At 45.6% G+C, this 19,011-nt stretch carries 13 protein-coding genes; 7 read left to right on the top strand and 6 right to left on the bottom strand.

The window, feature by feature from the left end; all coding sequences use genetic code 11:
* Positions 1–2 precede the first annotated feature (2 nt).
* From ACUM5Y_RS00065 to ACUM5Y_RS00050, 4 genes are all read left to right on the top strand, one after another.
* A complete protein-coding gene (locus ACUM5Y_RS00065; protein ID WP_445974807.1) occupies positions 3–1,523 on the top strand; it encodes a tripartite tricarboxylate transporter permease in 1,521 nt (506 codons plus the stop codon).
* Positions 1,524–1,647: 124 nt separating this feature from the next.
* The gene (locus ACUM5Y_RS00060; protein ID WP_445974806.1) at positions 1,648–2,328 is read left to right on the top strand and encodes a response regulator transcription factor; all 681 of its coding nucleotides are present in this window, start codon (positions 1,648–1,650) and stop codon (positions 2,326–2,328) included.
* Positions 2,294–3,790, top strand: coding sequence for a sensor histidine kinase (locus ACUM5Y_RS00055; protein WP_445974805.1), 1,497 nt, complete (start codon positions 2,294–2,296; stop codon positions 3,788–3,790). The genes ACUM5Y_RS00060 and ACUM5Y_RS00055 overlap by 35 nt, the downstream gene beginning before the upstream one ends.
* On the top strand, positions 3,787–4,839 hold the full coding sequence (locus ACUM5Y_RS00050; protein WP_445974804.1) for an ABC transporter substrate-binding protein: 1,053 nt from the start codon (positions 3,787–3,789) through the stop codon (positions 4,837–4,839). The genes ACUM5Y_RS00055 and ACUM5Y_RS00050 overlap by 4 nt, the downstream gene beginning before the upstream one ends.
* Here the strand turns inward: ACUM5Y_RS00050 and ACUM5Y_RS00045 are convergent.
* Both ACUM5Y_RS00045 and ACUM5Y_RS00040 read right to left on the bottom strand, forming a co-directional pair.
* Entirely contained in the window at positions 4,836–5,573 is a 738-nt protein-coding gene (locus tag ACUM5Y_RS00045; RefSeq protein ID WP_445974803.1) for an AraC family transcriptional regulator, read from the bottom strand. The two genes, ACUM5Y_RS00050 and ACUM5Y_RS00045, sit on opposite strands and share 4 nt — an antisense overlap.
* 92 nt (positions 5,574–5,665) lie before the next feature.
* On the bottom strand, positions 5,666–7,147 hold the full coding sequence (locus ACUM5Y_RS00040) for a RimK family ATP-grasp domain-containing protein (RefSeq protein WP_445974802.1): 1,482 nt from the start codon (positions 7,145–7,147) through the stop codon (positions 5,666–5,668).
* Between the two features lie 285 nt (positions 7,148–7,432).
* Here ACUM5Y_RS00040 and ACUM5Y_RS00035 point away from each other — a divergent pair, with 285 nt between their 5' ends.
* Together ACUM5Y_RS00035 and ACUM5Y_RS00030 are read left to right on the top strand one after the other, a co-directional pair.
* A complete protein-coding gene (locus ACUM5Y_RS00035; protein ID WP_445974801.1) occupies positions 7,433–8,578 on the top strand; it encodes a GNAT family N-acetyltransferase/peptidase C39 family protein in 1,146 nt (381 codons plus the stop codon).
* Positions 8,579–8,611: 33 nt separating this feature from the next.
* Positions 8,612–9,664 (top strand): threonine aldolase family protein, encoded by a 1,053-nt coding sequence (locus tag ACUM5Y_RS00030; protein WP_445974800.1) that lies wholly within the window; start codon positions 8,612–8,614, stop codon positions 9,662–9,664.
* A gap of 7 nt (positions 9,665–9,671) precedes the next feature.
* On the opposite strand, the gene arsJ is transcribed toward ACUM5Y_RS00030, so the two are convergent.
* From arsJ to ACUM5Y_RS00010, 4 genes are all read right to left on the bottom strand, one after another.
* The gene (gene arsJ, locus ACUM5Y_RS00025) at positions 9,672–10,895 is read right to left on the bottom strand and encodes an organoarsenical effux MFS transporter ArsJ (RefSeq protein WP_445974799.1); all 1,224 of its coding nucleotides are present in this window, start codon (positions 10,893–10,895) and stop codon (positions 9,672–9,674) included.
* A 33-nt stretch (positions 10,896–10,928) separates the two neighbouring features.
* Positions 10,929–11,942 carry an ArsJ-associated glyceraldehyde-3-phosphate dehydrogenase gene (locus ACUM5Y_RS00020; protein ID WP_445974798.1) on the bottom strand — a complete coding sequence of 338 codons (1,014 nt, stop codon included), beginning with the start codon at positions 11,940–11,942 and terminating at the stop codon, positions 10,929–10,931.
* 199 nt (positions 11,943–12,141) lie between these two features.
* The gene (locus tag ACUM5Y_RS00015) at positions 12,142–12,993 is read right to left on the bottom strand and encodes a universal stress protein (protein ID WP_445974797.1); all 852 of its coding nucleotides are present in this window, start codon (positions 12,991–12,993) and stop codon (positions 12,142–12,144) included.
* Between the two features lie 18 nt (positions 12,994–13,011).
* Positions 13,012–14,502: a SulP family inorganic anion transporter gene (locus ACUM5Y_RS00010; protein ID WP_445974796.1), complete on the bottom strand. Its 1,491-nt coding sequence runs from the start codon at positions 14,500–14,502 to the stop codon at positions 13,012–13,014.
* Between the two features lie 363 nt (positions 14,503–14,865).
* On the opposite strand from ACUM5Y_RS00010, the gene ACUM5Y_RS00005 reads away from it, so the two are divergent.
* Positions 14,866–19,011: retention module-containing protein (locus ACUM5Y_RS00005; RefSeq protein ID WP_445974795.1), on the top strand; the 4,146-nt coding region annotated here is incomplete at its 3' end.

Raw genomic sequence — 19,011 nt, 5'->3', positions numbered from 1 at the left:
CTATGGATACTATGAGCTTATTAATGCAGGGCTTTGCCGTTGCATTAACCCCTGAAAGCATAATGTTTGCCATTATAGGTGCGATTCTAGGTACCTTAATCGGCGCTTTGCCAGGCCTTGGCCCTGCCAATGGTGTGGCTATCTTAATTCCTTTGGCCTTTAGCTTAGGCTTATCACCGACTTCGTCCCTGATTCTTTTAACATCTGTGTATGCAGGGGCCATGTATGGTGGACGTATTTCGTCTATCTTGCTTAATATTCCGGGTGATGAACCGGCCATGATGACCTGTTTAGACGGTTATCCTATGGCAGTGAAGGGCAAGGCCGCGGAAGCGTTAGCGATTTCAGCCATTGCCTCCTTTATTGGTAGTTTTATCGCCACTATCGGTTTGGTTATTCTTGCTCCTATCTTGGCGAAATTTGCCCTTAAATTCGGTCCTTCTGAATACTTTGCGCTTTTTGCTCTCGCCTTCGCAACCCTAGGTGGCATTACTGGCAAAAACCAATTCAAAACTCTCATGGCAGCGGCTATTGGTTTGATGATTGCCACAGTAGGGATTGATTTATCCACTGGCGTACAGCGTTATACGTTTAACACCCTAGAGCTTTTTGAAGGGGTGGATTTCATCATCGCCATTGTGGGTTTGTTTGCCATCAGTGAATTGTTCTTCTTCTTGGAAAGACATGCAGGAGACGGCCTAAAGCAAGTTGCAATTAACAAACTAAAGCTTTCTCCTAAAGATATTATTAAAGTCTTGCCGACTTCGATTCGCGGTGCCGTGTTAGGTTTTGTTGCCGGTGTACTACCAGGCGCAGGTGCTTCTTTGGGTAGCTTTATCAGCTATACCCTAGAGAAACGTGTGTCCGATAAAGGCGAATTTGGTAAAGGTGACCCTCGCGGTGTTGCCGCACCAGAAGCCGGTAACAATGGTGCCGCATCCGGTGCACTGGTACCTATGTTGACCCTAGGTGTGCCGGGCAGTGGAACCACAGCGGTACTGTTGGCCATGCTGATTTCCTTGAACATCACCCCAGGCCCTATGTTGTTCCAACAAAATGCTGATCTAGTGTGGGGGGTTATTGCGGCCATGTTCGTGGGTAACCTAGTGTTGTTGCTATTGAACATTCCTATGGTTGGCATCTTTGTTAAGTTGTTGAGCATTCCACCAAAATATCTAATGCCAGTGGTAACCCTGATCGCTTCTGTGGGCATTTACTCTGTAAGTCACAGTGCGCTAGACCTGTATTTCATGGTGGGCTTTGGTGTGGCAGGCTATATTTTCCGTAAGGTTGAAATCCCGCTAGTCCCAATTATTTTGGGTATGCTGTTGGGGCCAGAAATGGAGAAAAGCTTGCGTCATGCCTTAGTACTTTCCGATGGTGATTGGACAGTGCTGTTTAACAGCGGCCTAAGTATTGGCCTTTGGGTAGTCGCAATTTCTGGTCTGGTTTTACCTATGATCATTGGCCCAATTGTTCGCGCTAAAATGCGCAATTCTAAAACTGCGGAGCACGATGCTTAAGGGGGTGCTGGGCGCCAGTATTCACTAAGCAAATCTGAAGTGCTAGAGTTCGAGTACCCTAATAGGGGGCTCGAACTTTTTTCGTTTCTAATGTGATGACAAAAATAATACGGTGACATAAAAGATGCGCATTTTGGTGGTGGAAGATACACAAGTGTTAGGGCAGGCGATTTGTGATCGGCTGACCAGTTTGGGTCATGGGGTAGACTTGATCGCGGATGGTAAAAGCGCCGACGAATTACTCAAGTACCAAGATTTCGACCTGATCTTGCTGGATTTAAACCTGCCGGGTTTGTCCGGTCTTCAGTTGTTGCAAAAGTTACGACAAAGGGAAGACAGTACACCTGTGCTCATTCTAACCGCCCGAGATCAAATAGAAGATAGGATTCGTCTGCTTGACGAAGGCGCCGATGATTATTTAACCAAGCCTTTTGATTTCGGCGAGCTAGAAGCTAGATGTCGTGCGCTGCTGAGACGTAAGCAGGGTTATGCCAGTAATGTCACTGAGCATGGTAACATTCTTGTGAACCGAGATAGCCGCCAAGTATTTGTGAATAATGAGTTAACCGGGGTCACAAACCGCGAGTTTCGTTTGCTGGAAATCTTTTTAGGTCACCTTGGCCGTGTGTTAAGTAAAGACGAAATTACCGATCACCTGTTTAACTTCGATGAAACCCCAGGGCAAAATGCCATTGAACTCTATGTTGGGCGCTTAAGAAAAAAGCTTGCTCAAGGGGATTTGCAGATTAGTACCTTGCGAGGAATTGGTTATGTGGCGCAAATTGCCCCATCCAAACCCGACTAAGTTAGGGGCGAACCTTGATGGCCGTTCTTTGGATATGTATTTGGAAGAGCAGCAGGCCTTAAAAAAAGCTCCATCCCTGCGGTTCCGCTTTATCTTAGCTGGGGTCTTGGTCATTAGTGTGATCGCTGCATTGGCGGTGAATCTGGTGTTTGATTACAGCCAAAAACTGGCCGATTTATCCTATGACAGATTGCTGAGAAGTGCGATTTTGCAAATGGATGAAAATGTGGGTTGGATCGGCAATGAAGTCAGTATTGATATTCCTTGGTCAGCTTTTGCGACTTTGGCACAAGCCAACGAGGACAGGGTTTTCTATAAGGTAGAAAGTGCCGAGCAGGGCTTTATTACTGGCTATCAAGATCTGCTCAGTCAGCCACCCAAACCACCAGAACTTGACCAAATTCAGTTTTACGATCAAATGTATTCTGGAGAGTTAGTGCGTTTTGCATGGCTTGAGAGGCAGCTCACTGAGCCTGAATCGGCACAAACCGTACGTATTATCCTCGGACAAACTCGTCTATCAAGAGAGGAGATGGCTTCTGCTGTGACCCGAAGGGCAGTAGAGGTGGTTTTGCTCATTGCTCTGGTGGCCATCTCACTGATTATTATTGGTAGTCATCTTGTGTTGCGGCCTTTACATCGGATTGAGCGGGCGTTGGAAGAACGATCTTTGGGAGATTTAACCCCCATTACCATCAATACCCCAAAAGAAACCCATCACTTAAAAGTGGTGATCAATCATTTTATGGCACGTTTGCAAAGCAACTTGCAGCAGTTAGAAAACTATACGGCCGATGCCGCCCATCAATTGCGTACCCCCTTAGCCAGCCTAAAGGCCTTAGCAGAAAATGCGCGAGATCAAACTTCTCCAGATACCCAGCAACAAGCCTTAGAAAACATCGTCCAGCAATGTGATGCACTGAGCAAAACGGTGACCTTGTTGCTCAATCAGGCGGTGGTTTCACACCGTTTGCAAACCAAGCACTTGGAAGCCATGGATTTGTTAGAAGTGGTGACCTTGTCCTGTCGTGAGCAAGCCTTAATGGCCCTTCACAAAGGCATTAGCTTGTCTTTGGAAACCCATGTCACCAGTGCTTGGGTGTTGGGAGACAGCTTTGCCCTTCAGCAAATGATGCAAAATCTTATTGAAAATGCCGTTCGCTACAGTGCGCTGGATCACCATAGGCCAAATGAAGTGGTGGTTCGTCTCGAAGAGCATGAGCGCTACTTTCGAATTTGCGTGATAGATTTTGGTGAAGGCATACCACAGGCAGAAAAAGTTCGAGTGTTTGAGCGCTTTTACCGTGGTCGCTATGATGTGTCCGGCAGTGGTGTTGGCTTATCCATGGTGAAAGACATTGTCGATTACCACTCCGCTAGTATTGTCATTATGGATACCGAACCTACCGGCACAAGTATTCAAGTGGACATTCAAAAATATACTCAGGGGCCAGCACGATGACGAAATTTCTAGTGGGCATAATGCTTTTGTGCTGCCCAGCCTTATGGGCCAATCCTGTTTGGTACGGCAATGCCAATGCCGCCAGAATGTTGTACATACATTCTGCGATGGATTTGGAATCCTTTGAGCCTTTGTTGGAGGCGTTCATTGCCTTGTACCCACAGGTTAAGGTGGCGTATCAAGACATCAACACCCTTGAGCTTTATCACCAAACCATCAAAGAAAAAGATGCACCACAAGCCAGTTTGGTGATCAGTAGTGCCATGGATTTACAGCTTAAATTGGTAAATGATGGGTTGGCACAGACTTATCAATCGGAAACCACAGAAGCCTTGCCGAGTATGGCGAAATGGCGTGATCAGCTGTTTGCCTTTTCTTATGAGCCGATTGTGATGTTGGTAAATAAAAAGCTGTTTCCAGGACCATTACCCCAAGACCGACAAGACCTGCTGCGCACCATACGTCAAAATGAGCTGGCGATGACAGCGCGCATCGGCATGTATGACATTCGTAAAAGTGGTGTGGGTTATTTGCTGGTCAGTCAAGATGCACGACAAGCGGATGCTACTTGGGGGCGTTTGCTAGAAGCCTTTGGTAGCCATGATGTACAAACCTATTGTTGTACCCGGGACGTGATTGACGATGTGGCGTCAGGCAAATTGGTGTTGGGTTATAACCTGTTAGGTTCCTATGCTTCACAAAGAGCCAGTCAGGACAGTAATTTGGAAATGATTTTGCCCAAAGATTACACCTTGATGCTAAAGCGGGTCGCTTTGATTCCCAAAAAGGCTCCCAATGCAGCGGATGCAGGTTTGTTTCTAGACTTTATTTTGTCCGAAGCTGGGCAAGAAATGATGCAGCGTAGGGGGCTATTGTTCCCCATTCAAGCGGAGGTGCCTTCGCTGAATTCCCCTTATATTATCCAAGCCTCTGGCCCAACTCGTACCATTGAACTGGATCAGCAGCTATTGGTTGGCCGCGATTATGCTAAGCAGAAAAGGCTCATTCAAAGCTGGGAGAGTGCCTTGGAAATTTCCCAAGAAAATTAGGCGTGCTTAAGCCTATCCAGGTGCTGGGATTGGTATTGTCGAGGGGTGAGTTGTAGGTGTTGCTGAAACAGGCGAATTAACGCATTTGCGTCCGTTAGGCCGACTTTCTCGGCGATCTGCTCTAGGCTCCATTTTGTTGTGGTTAAATGGTATTGAGCTTTTTCAAGACGAAGCTTAAGCAGATATTGCTTTGGGGTTAAGCCTAGATAACGTTTAAATAATACGCTTAGTTGGCTTTGGCTTAGGTGAACCTTTTGTGCCAATTCTGTCATGGTCCAAGGGTAAGCAAAGTCTTTTTCGAGCAAGGCTTTAGCTTGGCTTAACCTTCTGTCTTGGTGGGTTAACGACTCCACAGGTAAAGGCAACATATGCTCAAGCATATTCATGGCTTGAGGGAGCATAGGGTGGTAAGGATCAAGGCCGTCCAGATGCACCAGAAAGTCTAAATATTGCTGTGCAATGGGCGTTAAAGTGACAAAGGCCGATGCGCTGGGGAGTTCATGATTCCAGCTTGGTAAGGCATTAATTACTACACAGCGATTGGTCAGCTGAGCATAATGGGTGTGGCTGAATTCTTTGGAGATTAAACAAGCTTGGCCTTTTGTGATCAGGGCTTCTTGCCTCTCTACCTGTAACGTCAACTCGCCACTAATCGGCATCACTATCTGGGTGTGATGGTGATGATGGTCGGGGGCGGTAGACTGGTAGGATATGACTTCAATTGGCTTACGCATAGCTTGCTCAACAAACAATACAGACAGCTATCATAACATCATCTGTTGGCATATGGACAAGAAGCGTCAAGGCTGACGCTTCTTGTGGCAGATTAGTGGTGTGCGATGTTCGGGCTGCGGTTAAGTTGCATACGACGCAAAAATTCGGACATGATGTGCATGTAAAGCTCATCCCCTAGGTATTTATCTTCCACGCCACGGTCGATGCTAGGGTTATCGTTCACTTCAATCACATAACCACGACCGTTTATCTCTTTAATATCGACACCGTATAGGCCGTCTCCAATAGGCTTGGTGGCCGCGATGGCGGCTTGTAGAACCCGTCTTGGCACTTCAAACGTAGGTAGGGTGTCAAAACCACCACTTTCACTGCTGCTTTCACCATGTTGGTAAATTTGCCAATGGTCTTTCACCATATAATAGCGACAAGCAAAGATCGGCTTATTGTTGAGTACACCAATACGCCAGTCGAACTCTGTGTAGAGATACTCTTGCACCAATAACAAGGACGATTTTTTAAACAGAGTTACCAAACTCTTGCTAAGAGACTCACGATTTTCGGCTTTGATAACCCCTTTGGAAAAGGCACCGTCCGGTATTTTTACCACCATAGGGTAGTTAATGGCACCTTCAAGTAAGGTTTCTAAGTCTTTCTCCCCTTTATGGACAATGCGGGTTTTTGGGCAAGGCACTTTATGGGTGTTAAATAAATCAGCCAAATACACCTTGTTGGTACAGCGCATGATCGATTGCGGGTCGTCCATCACCACTAAGCCTGCCGCTTCGGCTTTTTTCGCGAAGCGATAAGTGTGGTGGTCAATATTGGTCGTTTCACGAATAAATAAACCGTCATATTCCGGTAAGCGCATGAGGTCTTTAGGACCTATCATATCCACCTGAATACCAAGCTGTTTACCTGCTTGCACAAACTTCTTAAGGGCTTGTGCATCGCTGGGCGGCATGGCTTCGTCAGGGTTTACCAACATGGCCAAATCAAACTTAGCGGCACGTTGGGTGCGGCCTTTGCTCCATACCTTGGTGCTAAAGGCTTCTAGTGATTCTGCAAACAGAGTCTCTTCTTCATCATTCAAGTGTTTGTGCGAAGCGACCTGTAGATCACTTACTTGCCATGTTTTGCGAAACTTCAGGGATACCTTTAATACTGGGCAAGCAAAAAACTCAAACAGCTTTCTGGAAAACTCTTTCATTTCTGTTTGTGTGGTTTTGCCAAACACACAGTAAAAATGCAGCTCAGTTGGTTGTTCTGGGGTGCCAAGTTTTTCGCTTAAAGAGGGTAATAGCTGAGCCACTTGCATTTCGTACAAGGTCTTTTTGCTAATGTCGTTTAACACCCGAACAGATGGCATAACGTGGTGGCCACGGCTTTCAGCAAGTAATGAGCAGTAGTAGCCATCGGACAAGTATTTGCTGCTTTTGCATAGGTTAATAATGCGGGTGCGCCCTTGGCTTTTAGTCGCCAAGTTTAGGTATTGAGAAAATGTAATCACTCGATCGCTGGGTAAGAAGGCGGACCAATCTTTGGCCTGATCAACGACAATGTAAGTTTGCGACATTCGCTGTGTTTATCCTTGTAGAAAGTATGGGAAAAACCGCCTTGCTGAAGGGCAAAATGCATGAAATATTGAGGTCAATATTTGCGCGGATATTGCGCTTGTTTTAGTGTTTTGACAAGAGCTAAAAAAACTTTTTTTGGTGTTTTTTTATACTATCTTTTTCCATTAAATGGTCCTAGAATCCGCGTCGATTCGACTCGGTAGTACTTGTTTTTAAGTGTCGCAAAAAACGGGCTATACAGGTTGAACTTTCATTTTGTTGTGCTCTTTTGCTGAGGCGAAATAATGCCAGAACCTTCCCCCAAACTGTTTATTCGTGCTGCTCAAACTTCAGATCTTGCGGCATTGCTAACCCTTGAAGAACAAGCCTTTCGCGGTGACCGGTTAAGTCGTCGTAGCTTTCGTCGTGCGATTCATTCCGCAGGGTCTGCCTTGTTGGTATCGGGCCGTGAGGATGGTCAAAACACGGATTTATTGGGGTATGCCTTGTTGCATTTACGTCAAGGCACTCGCTTGGCACGTTTATATTCTTTAGCGGTGAGTCCAGATAGTCGGGGCTTAGGGGTTGCCAGTACATTGCTGGTGGCCTGTGAGAAAAAGGCGGTTAAATTAGGCAAGAGTGTACTGAGACTGGAAGTGAGTGAAAATAACCAAGTGGCGATCAACTTGTATCATAAGTTAGGCTTCCGTGAGTTTGGTCATTATGATGCTTATTATGAAGATCAAACCGATGCGATTCGTATGCAAAAGCCAATCCGCCATGTGGAAGGGATGCGTTCCGTGCGCGCCGTGCCCTGGTTGGCTCAAGGTACGCCTTTTTCCTGTGGCCCTGCTTGTTTGCAAATGGCGTTAACCCAGTTGAATTCTGTGTATCAGGCGACACCGGATGATGAGTTGGAAATTTGGCGTGAGGCCACCACTATTTTTATGACCTCTGGACACGGTGGTTGCCACCCTATGGGCTTGGCTTTGGCTGCCCAGCGACGAGGGCTTTCTGCCAGCGTTTGGTTGAGTGATGATGTGCCGCTGTTTGTAGACAGTGTTCGGGATGAATTAAAGAAAAACGTGATCGAGCGCGTGCATCACAGTTTTGCGAAACAATGTCAGGACGCTAGGCTTGAGGTGCACTACAAGGCCATGCCACTGACTCAGTTGCTACAGGCTTTTGATGACGGAGCATTGGCGCTGATTTTAATCAGTACCTATCGAATGGATGGCAAAAAAGTCCCCCATTGGGTGGTGATGTCAGGTTATGATGAAGATTGTATTCTGGTTCATGACCCGGATTTAGATGAGGAGGGCAGGCCTCAAGATGATCCAGCCAGCCCCCTTGATTGTCAGTACGTGCCCATTGCCCGAGCAGAGTTTGAAAAAATGTCGCGCTACGGACAAAGGCGCTTACAGGCAAGTGTTATTTTGAACCCGAGGTGAATTCCATCCGTCGCGACTATTTAGGGAGATAAGATGAGGTTAGCGTTGACCAGTGACAATATTGCCGGGGCTTGTGAAGCTGTAGTGGCTGAGATGATAAAAGCCGCTCAAGGGGAGGCTATGCCCTACGGCGGTGACCCTTTAACCGAACAGGTTACTAAAATGTTTGCTGAGCTGTTTGAGTGTGATGTGGCGGTGTTTTTAGTGTCCACGGGCACGGCAGCAAATGTATTGAGTCTCGCGGCGCTAACGCCTCCTTGGGGGAGTGTGTTGTGTCATCCTGAAAGCCACATTGTTAATGATGAGTGCTCCGCACCAGAATTTTACACCAATGGTGCGCGTTTAGTCGGCGTGGCTGGCGAGGAAGCAAAAATTTCCGTCTCCGCCTTAGAGCAGGCGATAAACAAGCGCATGGGAGATGTACACTCAGTACAGCCTTCTGCTGTAAGTCTTTCTCAAGTCACCGAAATAGGCAGTGTCTATAGCCTTGCCGAGCTACAAGAAATTTCTCAGCTTGCTCACAGTAAAGGGCTTAAGGTGCATATGGATGGGGCACGCTTTGCCAATGCTCTAGTGTCTTTGGGTTGTACGCCTGCGCAAATGACCTGGCAGTCCGGTATTGATATCGTTTCTTTTGGTGCCACGAAAAATGGTGCCATGGCGGCAGAAGCTATTGTTGTGTTTGATAAGAACCTTGCCCAGAAATTGGCTTTGTTACGTAAGCGTGGCGGTCATTTGCATTCAAAAATGCGCTTGTTATCAGCACAAATGTTGGGCTATTTGTCAGACGATGTTTGGTTAAACAATGCTCGTCATGCCAATGCCATGATGGCCTTGTTGCAAAAGGGAATGGCCAGCATAGCAGGAGTAGAAATTATTGCGCCAGCACAGGCAAACATGTTGTTTTGCAGACTTCCTGTTGGCATGGCTGAGGCGTTATTGGCACAAGGCTTTAGTTTTTATACTGGTCGCTGGGAGGAAGGTGTGGTGCGTTTTGTAACGTCATTCCAAACGCAACAAGCGGATGTTGAAGACTTTATTGCTTGCGCAAGAGATCTTAGTACTTCTCATACTAAGACCTCTTGAAACAAGGTTAAGCGTTTGCAGCTTTAGGGTTTTTATTGGGTAGCGCCATGGAAATAAGGCTGGTAACAAATAGAAAGCCAAAAGAAACCCACAGACAGCTTTCTAGGCCATATTCTTGATAAATCCAACCGGACAGTAGGGTGCCGATTAGGCGGCCCATGGCGTTGGCAGTGTAATAAAAGCCAACGTCCATGGAAACGCCATCTTGGCTAGCAAACTGCACAATTAGGTAGCTGTGCAGCGAAGAGTTAATGGCGAATACCGCACCAAAAGCGATTAAGCCGGTTAACAGTATGCTTAATGGGTGATCGGAATAGCTCAATCCTAGCGCAATGATGGCTGGAATCATCGCCAGTAATAATGCCCAAAACGTTGCGACTTTTGCTCCGGGGACTGTTTTGCTGTTCTTACCGGTAATATAGGGTGCAAGGCTTTGTACTATGCCGTAGGCAATAACCCAAATGGCTAGAAAACTTCCCACTGTCCAATGGTCCCAGTTGAACTGGCTGCTTAAATACACCGGCAGTGCCACGACAAACCAGACATCACGCGCACCGAATAAAAACATGCGGGCGGCGGATAAAATGTTGATCTCACGGCTCTTGGAAAAAATCTCTGAAAACTTTGGTTTGCTGTTGGATTTACCTAGGTCTTCACCCAGTTGCCATAGACTAAACAACCACACGAACACCAAGGCAACCGCCATAATAAGTATCGCTTTTTGGAAACCAACGAGACTTAGCAATAGCCCGCCCAAGAAAAAACCCATGCCTTTTAGGGCGTTCTTTGAGCCTGTTAATATGGCAACCCATTGGTAAAGCTTGCCTGTTTCATTTTTTGGCACCAGCACCTTAATGGCACTTTTTGCACTCATCTTGTTGAGGTCTTTAGCGATGCCAGATAGGGCTTGGGCGCACATCACCCAAAACACAGTTAACCAAGTGGTGGGCACCAAAAGCATGGCTAGGGCAATGATCTGTAACCCAAGACCAATGTTCATAGTGCGATTAAGTCCCCATCTGGCACCTAACCAACCTCCTAAAAGGTTGGTAATAACACCGAAGATTTCATAAAACAGAAATAACAAGGCGATATCGAGAGCACCATAACCTAGGCCATAAAAATAGAGCACCACGAGCATACGTAGGGCACCATCGGTGAGGGTAAAACACCAATAGTTGCCAGTCACGATAAGGTACTGGCGCACACTTCTAGAAAGCTGAGATAACATGTTTCGATACCGCTTGTTATGTAAAATTAATGATTAATTCGAAAGGTCAAGTTGACCTACTTTACGCATAAGTTCCGCAGTGCGGTTGGCATAGCCCCACTCGTTGTCATACCAAACATAAAGTTTTACTTGGGTATCGTTAATGACCATGGTGCTTGGTGCATCGATAATGCTTGAGCGAGGGTCAGTCTTGTAATCGATAGACACCAGTGGGCGTTCTTCATAGCCTAGAATGTCTTTCAGTTCACCAAGGCTTGCTTCACGCATAAGCTGATTCACTTCAGCTTCGCTGGTGGCACGTTCCATTTCAAAGACACAATCTGTTAGGGAAGCATTGGTTAGAGGGATGCGCACTGCATGACCGTTTAATTTACCCTTAAGTTCAGGGAAAATATGAGTAATGGCCGTTGCGGAGCCGGTCGTTGTTGGGATAAGGCTGCTACCACAAGCCCGTGCGCGGCGTAGATCTTTATGGGGCGCGTCGATAATAGTTTGAGTGTTGGTAATGTCATGAATGGTGGTCATGGAGCCATGTTTAATACCGATGGACTCATGCAATACTTTCACCACAGGGGCTAGGCAGTTGGTGGTACAAGACGCAGCGGTCACGATTGGGTGTTTAGCTGGGTCATATTGGTCGTCATTAACGCCCATAACAACGTTAAGCACGCCTTCTTCTTTCACGGGGGCTGTGACCACGACGCGCTTCACGCCTTGGTCAAGGTAAGCTTGCAGTAGCGCTTTGGTCTTCATAACACCAGAGGCTTCAATAACAATGTCGCACTGAGACCAGTCTGTTTCGCTGATTTGGCGATTTTTAGTGCAGGTGATGGTTTGGTTGTTAATGACAATGTTGCCGTCTTGGCTTGTTGCATTGTGGTGCCAACGACCGTGAACTGAATCAAAATTTACTAGGTGAGCGAGTGTAGCTGCATCCCCTGCAACATCATTGATTTGTACAAATTCCACATCGTCCCAGTCAAAGGCTGCGCGAAAAGACAGACGGCCCATGCGGCCAAAACCGTTAATACCCACTTTAATTGTCATAAAAATACCTTTTGCTGTATCGAGATTAGAGTTCCGAAGGTGAATGTATCGGATAAGCTATGATGGGGCTATGATAGTCGAATTTTGCAATATATGTAAAACCATATATTCATAAATTCAGATATTTAATGGAATTGTCATATTGGTAGAAAAGAGCCTGTTTGCCTTACTAGGCTAAACAGGCAAAAGTGATGAGATATTATCGCAATATCAGTAGGGGAATTGGGCTTTCAATGATCATTCTTGAGGTGTTACTACCCACGAAAAACTGTCTGACTTTGGAGTGGGCGTACGCGCCCATGGCCACTAGCTCGATATTGTGCTGATCTCTGTAATGGCTAATAACGGAAAAAATACTGCCAGATTCTAAATGAGAAGTTACCTCAAAGCCTTCTGCTTCAAGAATTTGCGTTGCTTTGGCAAGCTTTTGTTGTCGCTCTGGGCTGTTTTCACCCGCCATTACCAGATGGCAAGGTAGGTTTTTCAGGAGTGGGCTTTTAGCGATTCTTTGTATCGCATTGTCAGCGGCTTCACGGCCGTCGTAAGCGATCATAAAGCTTTTAGGGGGCTGAAATTCACCGACACTGATCAGTATAGGGTTATCAAGTGTTCTCGCAACCCGTTCGATATTGGAGCCAACCGTATGGGCATCCATTGGATGGTTGCTACCAAGGCGTCCTAAGACGATTAAGCGCGTTTCGTCCTTGAGGTCTGTTAGGGTTTCTATTAAATCCCCGTGACGCTGCAGAGATTGGATGTGCTCAGCGCCGGCTTGTTTGGCAAATGCCTCGGCATTCTCAAGCACAAGCTTGCCATGTTCTAGGGCCAGCTTAGAGCGTTTTTCTTCTAGGGTGATTAATTCATTAAGCAGGTGTTCACGACTGCCGAAGCCGATGGACCCTGATAGGTCTTCGGCGGTTCGGGTGGGAGGTTTCTCCAAAGAATGCAAGAGAGTAATGTGACACCGCAGGGTAAGGGCAGCCCAAACCGATGCTGTGGTTACGTGTTCAGATAAACTAGAACCGTCAATACATGCCATCACATTACTCATAATGCTCTCCAATCGTAATTAGTGGCCTTCCATCAACTTAGCAACTTCTTCGGGCTTGTTATGAACCCCGAACTTATCTACCACGGTTGCACTGGCTTCATTCATGCCAATTAAGTCGACTTCCGCGCCTTCACGTCTAAATTTAATAACAACTTTATCCAGTGCTGATACGGATGTGATATCCCAAAAATGAGCAGAAGATAAGTCGATAGTAACCTTCTCCACGGCTTCTTTAAAATCAAACGCAGCGTTGAACTGATCTGCTGATGCAAAGAAAACCTGACCGACAACTTTATAGGTACGGTGATGGCTTGCTTCTTCAAAGCTGCTTTTTACCACCATGAAGCGACCAATTTTGTTGGCGAAGAAAAGTGAGGCCAGCAATACACCCACAAATACACCGATCGCCAAATTATGTGTCGCCACCACGATGGATACCGTCGCCAGCATTACAATGTTAGTTGAAAGTGGGTGTTTTTTCAGATTAATGACGGATTCCCAAGAGAAGGTGCCGATAGACACCATGATCATAACGGCGACTAATGCAGCCATTGGGATTTGGCTGATCAAATCATCAAGGAAGACCACCATGATCAAAAGCAATAAACCCGCGATGAAAGTGGATAAACGACCACGACCACCGGATTTCACGTTGATAACTGATTGACCTATCATGGCGCAGCCCGCCATGCCGCCTAAAAGACCTGAGGCAATGTTTGCAATACCTTGGCCTTTACACTCACGGTTTTTGTCGCTGGTAGTGTCGGTGAATTCATCAACAATGGTTGCTGTCATCATGGATTCAAGTAAGCCAACCATAGCTAAACCAATGGCATAGGGCAGAATGATCATTAGTGTTTCAAGGTTTAGGGGGACATCAGGCCATAAGAAAACAGGTAGGGTGTCTGGTAGCTCACCCATGTCGCCAACCGTACGGATATCTAATCCATAAACCATAGAGAACATGGTCAGTAAGACGATACACACTAATGGGGAAGGAACGGCTTTGCCTATAACAGGTAATAGAGGGAATAAGTAAATAATACCAAGGCCAACCGCCGTCATTGCATAGACATGCCAAGTGACGTTGGTTAATTCTGGTAACTGGGCCATGAAAATCAATATGGCCAAAGCATTCACAAAGCCTGTCACCACGGAGCGGGACACAAACCGCATTAAGGCCCCGAGTTTTATATACCCTGCGATGATTTGAATGACACCCGTGAGCAAGGTTGCTGCGAGCAAGTATTGCAAACCGTGTTCTTTAACAAGCGTAACCATCAGTAACGCCATGGCACCCGTGGCGGCAGAGATCATGCCTGGTCGCCCGCCCACAATAGAAATCACAACAGCAATACAGAAGGAAGCGTATAAGCCTATCTTAGGATCCACCCCTGCAATAATAGAAAATGCGATGGCTTCTGGGATCAAGGCCAGTGCCACCACTGTACCCGCTAAAGAGTCGCCCTTTATGTTTGAGAGCCAATCTCGTTTTATTGTGTCGATCATTATTACCTTCTGAGTGCTGAAAGAATTTTGGAAAGGAGGGGAATAAATGCGTAAAAGACGATTAAGTTAAAAATCGAGACCGTTACACAATTTATAAGTATAAAAAATATTTATACCTCAAATACGGAGGGCAAAATATTAATTGCTGCGGATTATAGATTGAGAGGCTAGTGATGGCAAATTGGGTGGTTGGTCATACGCTTATTTGGATTGTTTGTAAATAAAAAAATGCGTTTTAAGTGTTCTGTTGTGTAACGATGGGTACAAAACTGTACCAAAGTACAATGTAATAAGTGTACTTTGCTTTGTAATATTAGTAGTAATTATGGAACTAAATTTTTTACCAACTTAAAGGTGAATGTTATGAGCGACAATCAGACTCCTGCTACAGAAGTAAATGTTAAACCTATCGGTTACTTAGCAATCAATGATGGCAGTGTTGAGGTTCAATCGGCGAATGGCGAGGTTAGAACTGTAGAAGACGGTGGCGTAATATTTTTTGGAGATGTGATTGTCGCCAATAATACCTCTGGAGGAAAAATTGTTTTCTTCGATGGGGTGACTGAAGATGTTGAGTTTGGTCCTGGTGATGTGGTTGATATTAATGGCGAAGTCTATAACCAAGAAGACTTAGATGCTCTTGCCCAAGAATCTGCAGCCGAGGCTCAGGCTCTACAAGATGCTATCTTGGCAGGTGAGGATCCATCGCAAACTCAAGAAGCCCCTGCTGCCGGTGAAGAGTCTGGTGAATATGATAATGCAGATAGTGTTGATGTAAGTATAACTCGTAATCAATCTGAAGCCTCCATTGGTACAGGTTTTGATACCAGTGACTTACCAATTTTTGGTTATGATACCAACACGGTTTATACGGCTCGAGTTAGCTTTACCTATAATGGCGCAGAAAGTGAAACGGGTAGTCGTTTTGGTATATCAACTTCTCTATCCTCAATCGATTCTGATGATGATACTGGAAGCAGCTCCTCAACCAGTTCATCTAGCAGCTCCTCAACTAGTTCGACTGATAGCGCAACTGAAGTTGCTGAAGAGTTCACTGGCTATTTTGTCGATGGACTGGTCAACGGATTAACTTATACCACATCAAGTGGTCTAACTGGTTTGACTGGTGCTGATGGTGATGATGGTTCTTTTCGATACCATGAAGGGGATACCATTACTTTCTCGGTGGGTGGTGTAATTGTTGGTAGCGTTACTTCTGATGAGATTGATGGTGACTATCTGTTCTTGCAAGATGTTGCTGGTGTAGATGCTGAAACAGGTGCAGATATAGGGTTAGACGATCTAAATTATAACTATGTTGAGAATATGGCGATCTTTCTGCAAGCCATTCAAGACGGTTTGAAGGATAGTGATACAGATACAGCAGAAGATGATGGCATACTGCAGACTAATGACCTTGTTAACCTAGAAGAAGTTAGTGAAGTAATTTCTATCTCTCAATCTGTTCGTGATGCCCTAGAGAACGTTAATTTAAACATCGAAACGATGGACAAGGAAGATTTATCGGATCTTTTGGCAACCTTGGGTATTGAATTTACACGTGAGTCTGAAATTGCTGATGGGCTTGGGTATAACGAATTTGAAACCCTTGCGATGGAGCACGTTAAAGAGAGTATTGAAGAGTTTGCTGGCGACCGAGTTCCTGAGGAATTTGATGAAAGAGCTCCAGATATTATTGAATTTAGCCAAGGTACGGTTAGTTATAATTTTAATGATGTTAAAGAGTCTGGGCGGTTAGAATTTAACGCTAGTGATTTAGCAAATGGTATTAAGGTAAATCAAGTTTTCTCAGAGAACTTGGTTGTATCCAACGTTTCTTTAGGTGCTGATTTTGAAGGTTTAGGTGAGCTCGTCGACAATGGCGATGGTACCTATTATATTAATATCACCAAAGAAGATCTGACCCCTTATGACCTTGAGGGCTTAAATTTTGACTTTACTGTCAATGACTGGACCGCGTCATACACAGAAAGCTCTTCAGTAGCGCTAGATCTTAATAAATCCCACCTTTCAACCAATATTTCAGACCCTGTCTCAGAAGGCGATGACTACGCCCAATTTACCCTAAGCAGTACTCTTGCCTTTGATGAGGCGCAATCTCTCAATATCACCTTTACCAGTGAAACATTGAGTGGCGAACTTGGTAAACAGATTGCTGAATATGCTGATGACTTTAGTATGCCGTTTGAATATTCCACTGACGGTGGGGAAACTTGGTTGTCGGCCACACTTAATTCCGTTGAATTTATTGGTGATGTAGCGTGGCCAACCTTTGGTTTAGAGCTTCCTGCAGGTGCTAGTTCTATTGAAGTACGAATCCCTATTTTTGATGATGTGGAAATTGAAGGGGCAGAATTCCTTGATGCCGTGATCACTGGCGATAACTTCTATGATGAAAATATTAGTATAGAAATAACTGATAACGACACAGTTGAAGCTACTCAACCAGTTGTCTCTATTGATTATGTTTACGCGGTTGAAGGCCAAGAGTACGCAGAATTTACAGTGTCATTGAGTGAGCCATCCGCCACAGACGTGACGATTGATTATGATGTGCTAGGAATGGGGGCGACCGCTGGGGAAGACTACGAAAATGCCACAGGAACCATAACCATTCCTGCAGGGCAAACATCCGCTGTTATACAGATTCCAATTGTCGATGATATTGAAGTCGAAAACATGGAAATGGCGTTTGTTACCTTATCAAATGTAACAGGCGATGCTGTGCTTGGGGATATGCAAGGCTCGCTACGTATTTTTGATAATGACGTGGCAGAAGGTGCCGAGTCAATTGATGTTCAGTTGACTCTGGATGATATTGCATCCGACAGTATCATTAACGCCGTTGAATCGGGGGCAGAAACCATTGCGATCACGGGCTCTGTGACGGGCGATGAGTATGCGTTTGCATCGGTAAGTCTGGTCGTAAATGGTGAAACCTATATCGTACGTGTACCAGGTGGCAGTGTTGATGCAGATGGAGTGTTTAGTGTAGACGTTCCAGTTTCTGTTCTTTCGGTAAACGGAGACGGAGAGTATGAAGTTTCTGCAAGTGTAACTGCATTCAGTTCGGATGGTTTGCAAGGCAAAGACGCTATAACGGCTGATTATCTTGTTGATACAGTGGCTGAGCAAGGTAGCGTGACAGTTGATGATATTACTCAGGATGACAAGATTTCAGCCCTTGAAGCTGTATCAGATATTCTCGTTACTGGTAAAGCAACGGGTGGTGACATAAAGACTGGAGATGCCGTTAAAGCTGTTATCAACGGCTTTACATATGAAACTGTGGTCGATGAAAACGGCCAATGGTCACTTGATGTAAAAGGTGTTGACCTAGTTGCTGATACAGACTTCACAGTATCAGTAACCTCATCAGACTTGGCTGGAAATACGGTTACAACAGTAGGTGAGTCTCTTCATTCTATTGATCAGTCAGAATTACAAGTGAATTTTATCATTGATCGAGTGACATCTGATGCCGCTATTAATAGTGATGAGGCTAGTGGACTTGTAAATATCACTGGTTCAGTTCAAGTAGATACCCTTGCTGAATACGAAGGTGAAGTGACCTTAGTTATTAATGGTAATACATATAAGGGAGAGGTGACTGATGGCAGTTTCTCGATTCCTGTTTCTGGTGCGGATCTAGCTGCTGACCCTAATACTGAAATTCTAGGTAGTGTTTCTGTTAGCAACATTATTGGGCAAGAGGGATTTGCTGACACCACAAGAGTATATTTTGTAGATACTGAGGTTGGTGCGCCAATCGTCGAAATCTTAGGTGACCTTAATAGTGATGATGTTATTAATCTTGATGAATTGGGAGCTGACGGTACTTTAACGGTAACAGTCAGTGTGCCAGATGATTTCAATCCAAGAACAGACACATTATCAATCGATGGTGTTGAGCATGAGTTTACAGCAGAAGAAATTGAAGCTGGGTATGTTGTTAGAGTGGAAGTTGAGCCTGGTGATGTATTAGAAACCAGCATTACGGATAAAGCAGGAAATATTTCAACTGTCTCTACTCCTATTGATATTGACGTGGATCTGTCTGCGGATCAAGACGACACAGCGTTAAGCATCAGCGTAGCGGATGCCTTAACGAATGATGCGGCGTCAATCACAGTGAACGGCGTGGACGATGACGCGGTCAGCGTGACCGTGACGTTGAGCGATGGTGGTGAGACACCAGTTGTGGTGACGTTGACAGAAAAAGACAGCGAGACGGGTGAGTGGACGTTCAGTGGTGTTGACTTAACAGAGTTGGCAGACGGAGCGATCAGCATCAGTGCGGAAGTCACGGATGCGGCAGGTAACACAGCGACGGCTGAGCTAGAGGATGGCTTAACGTTGGATACTACAGCGTTGGCCGCACCGACCTTAAGCTTGGTGGGTGATGACACAGCGGATGGCGTGTTTAACGCTGCTGAAGTGAACGAGGATGGCCTTGGTGTTGTCTCGATTGCGCTTCCAGAAGGCTTC

This window comes from Marinomonas dokdonensis, from assembly GCF_052747885.1.
The sequence above is the reverse complement of the archived record's forward strand: the minus strand, read 5'-3'. Positions and strand labels throughout refer to the sequence as shown.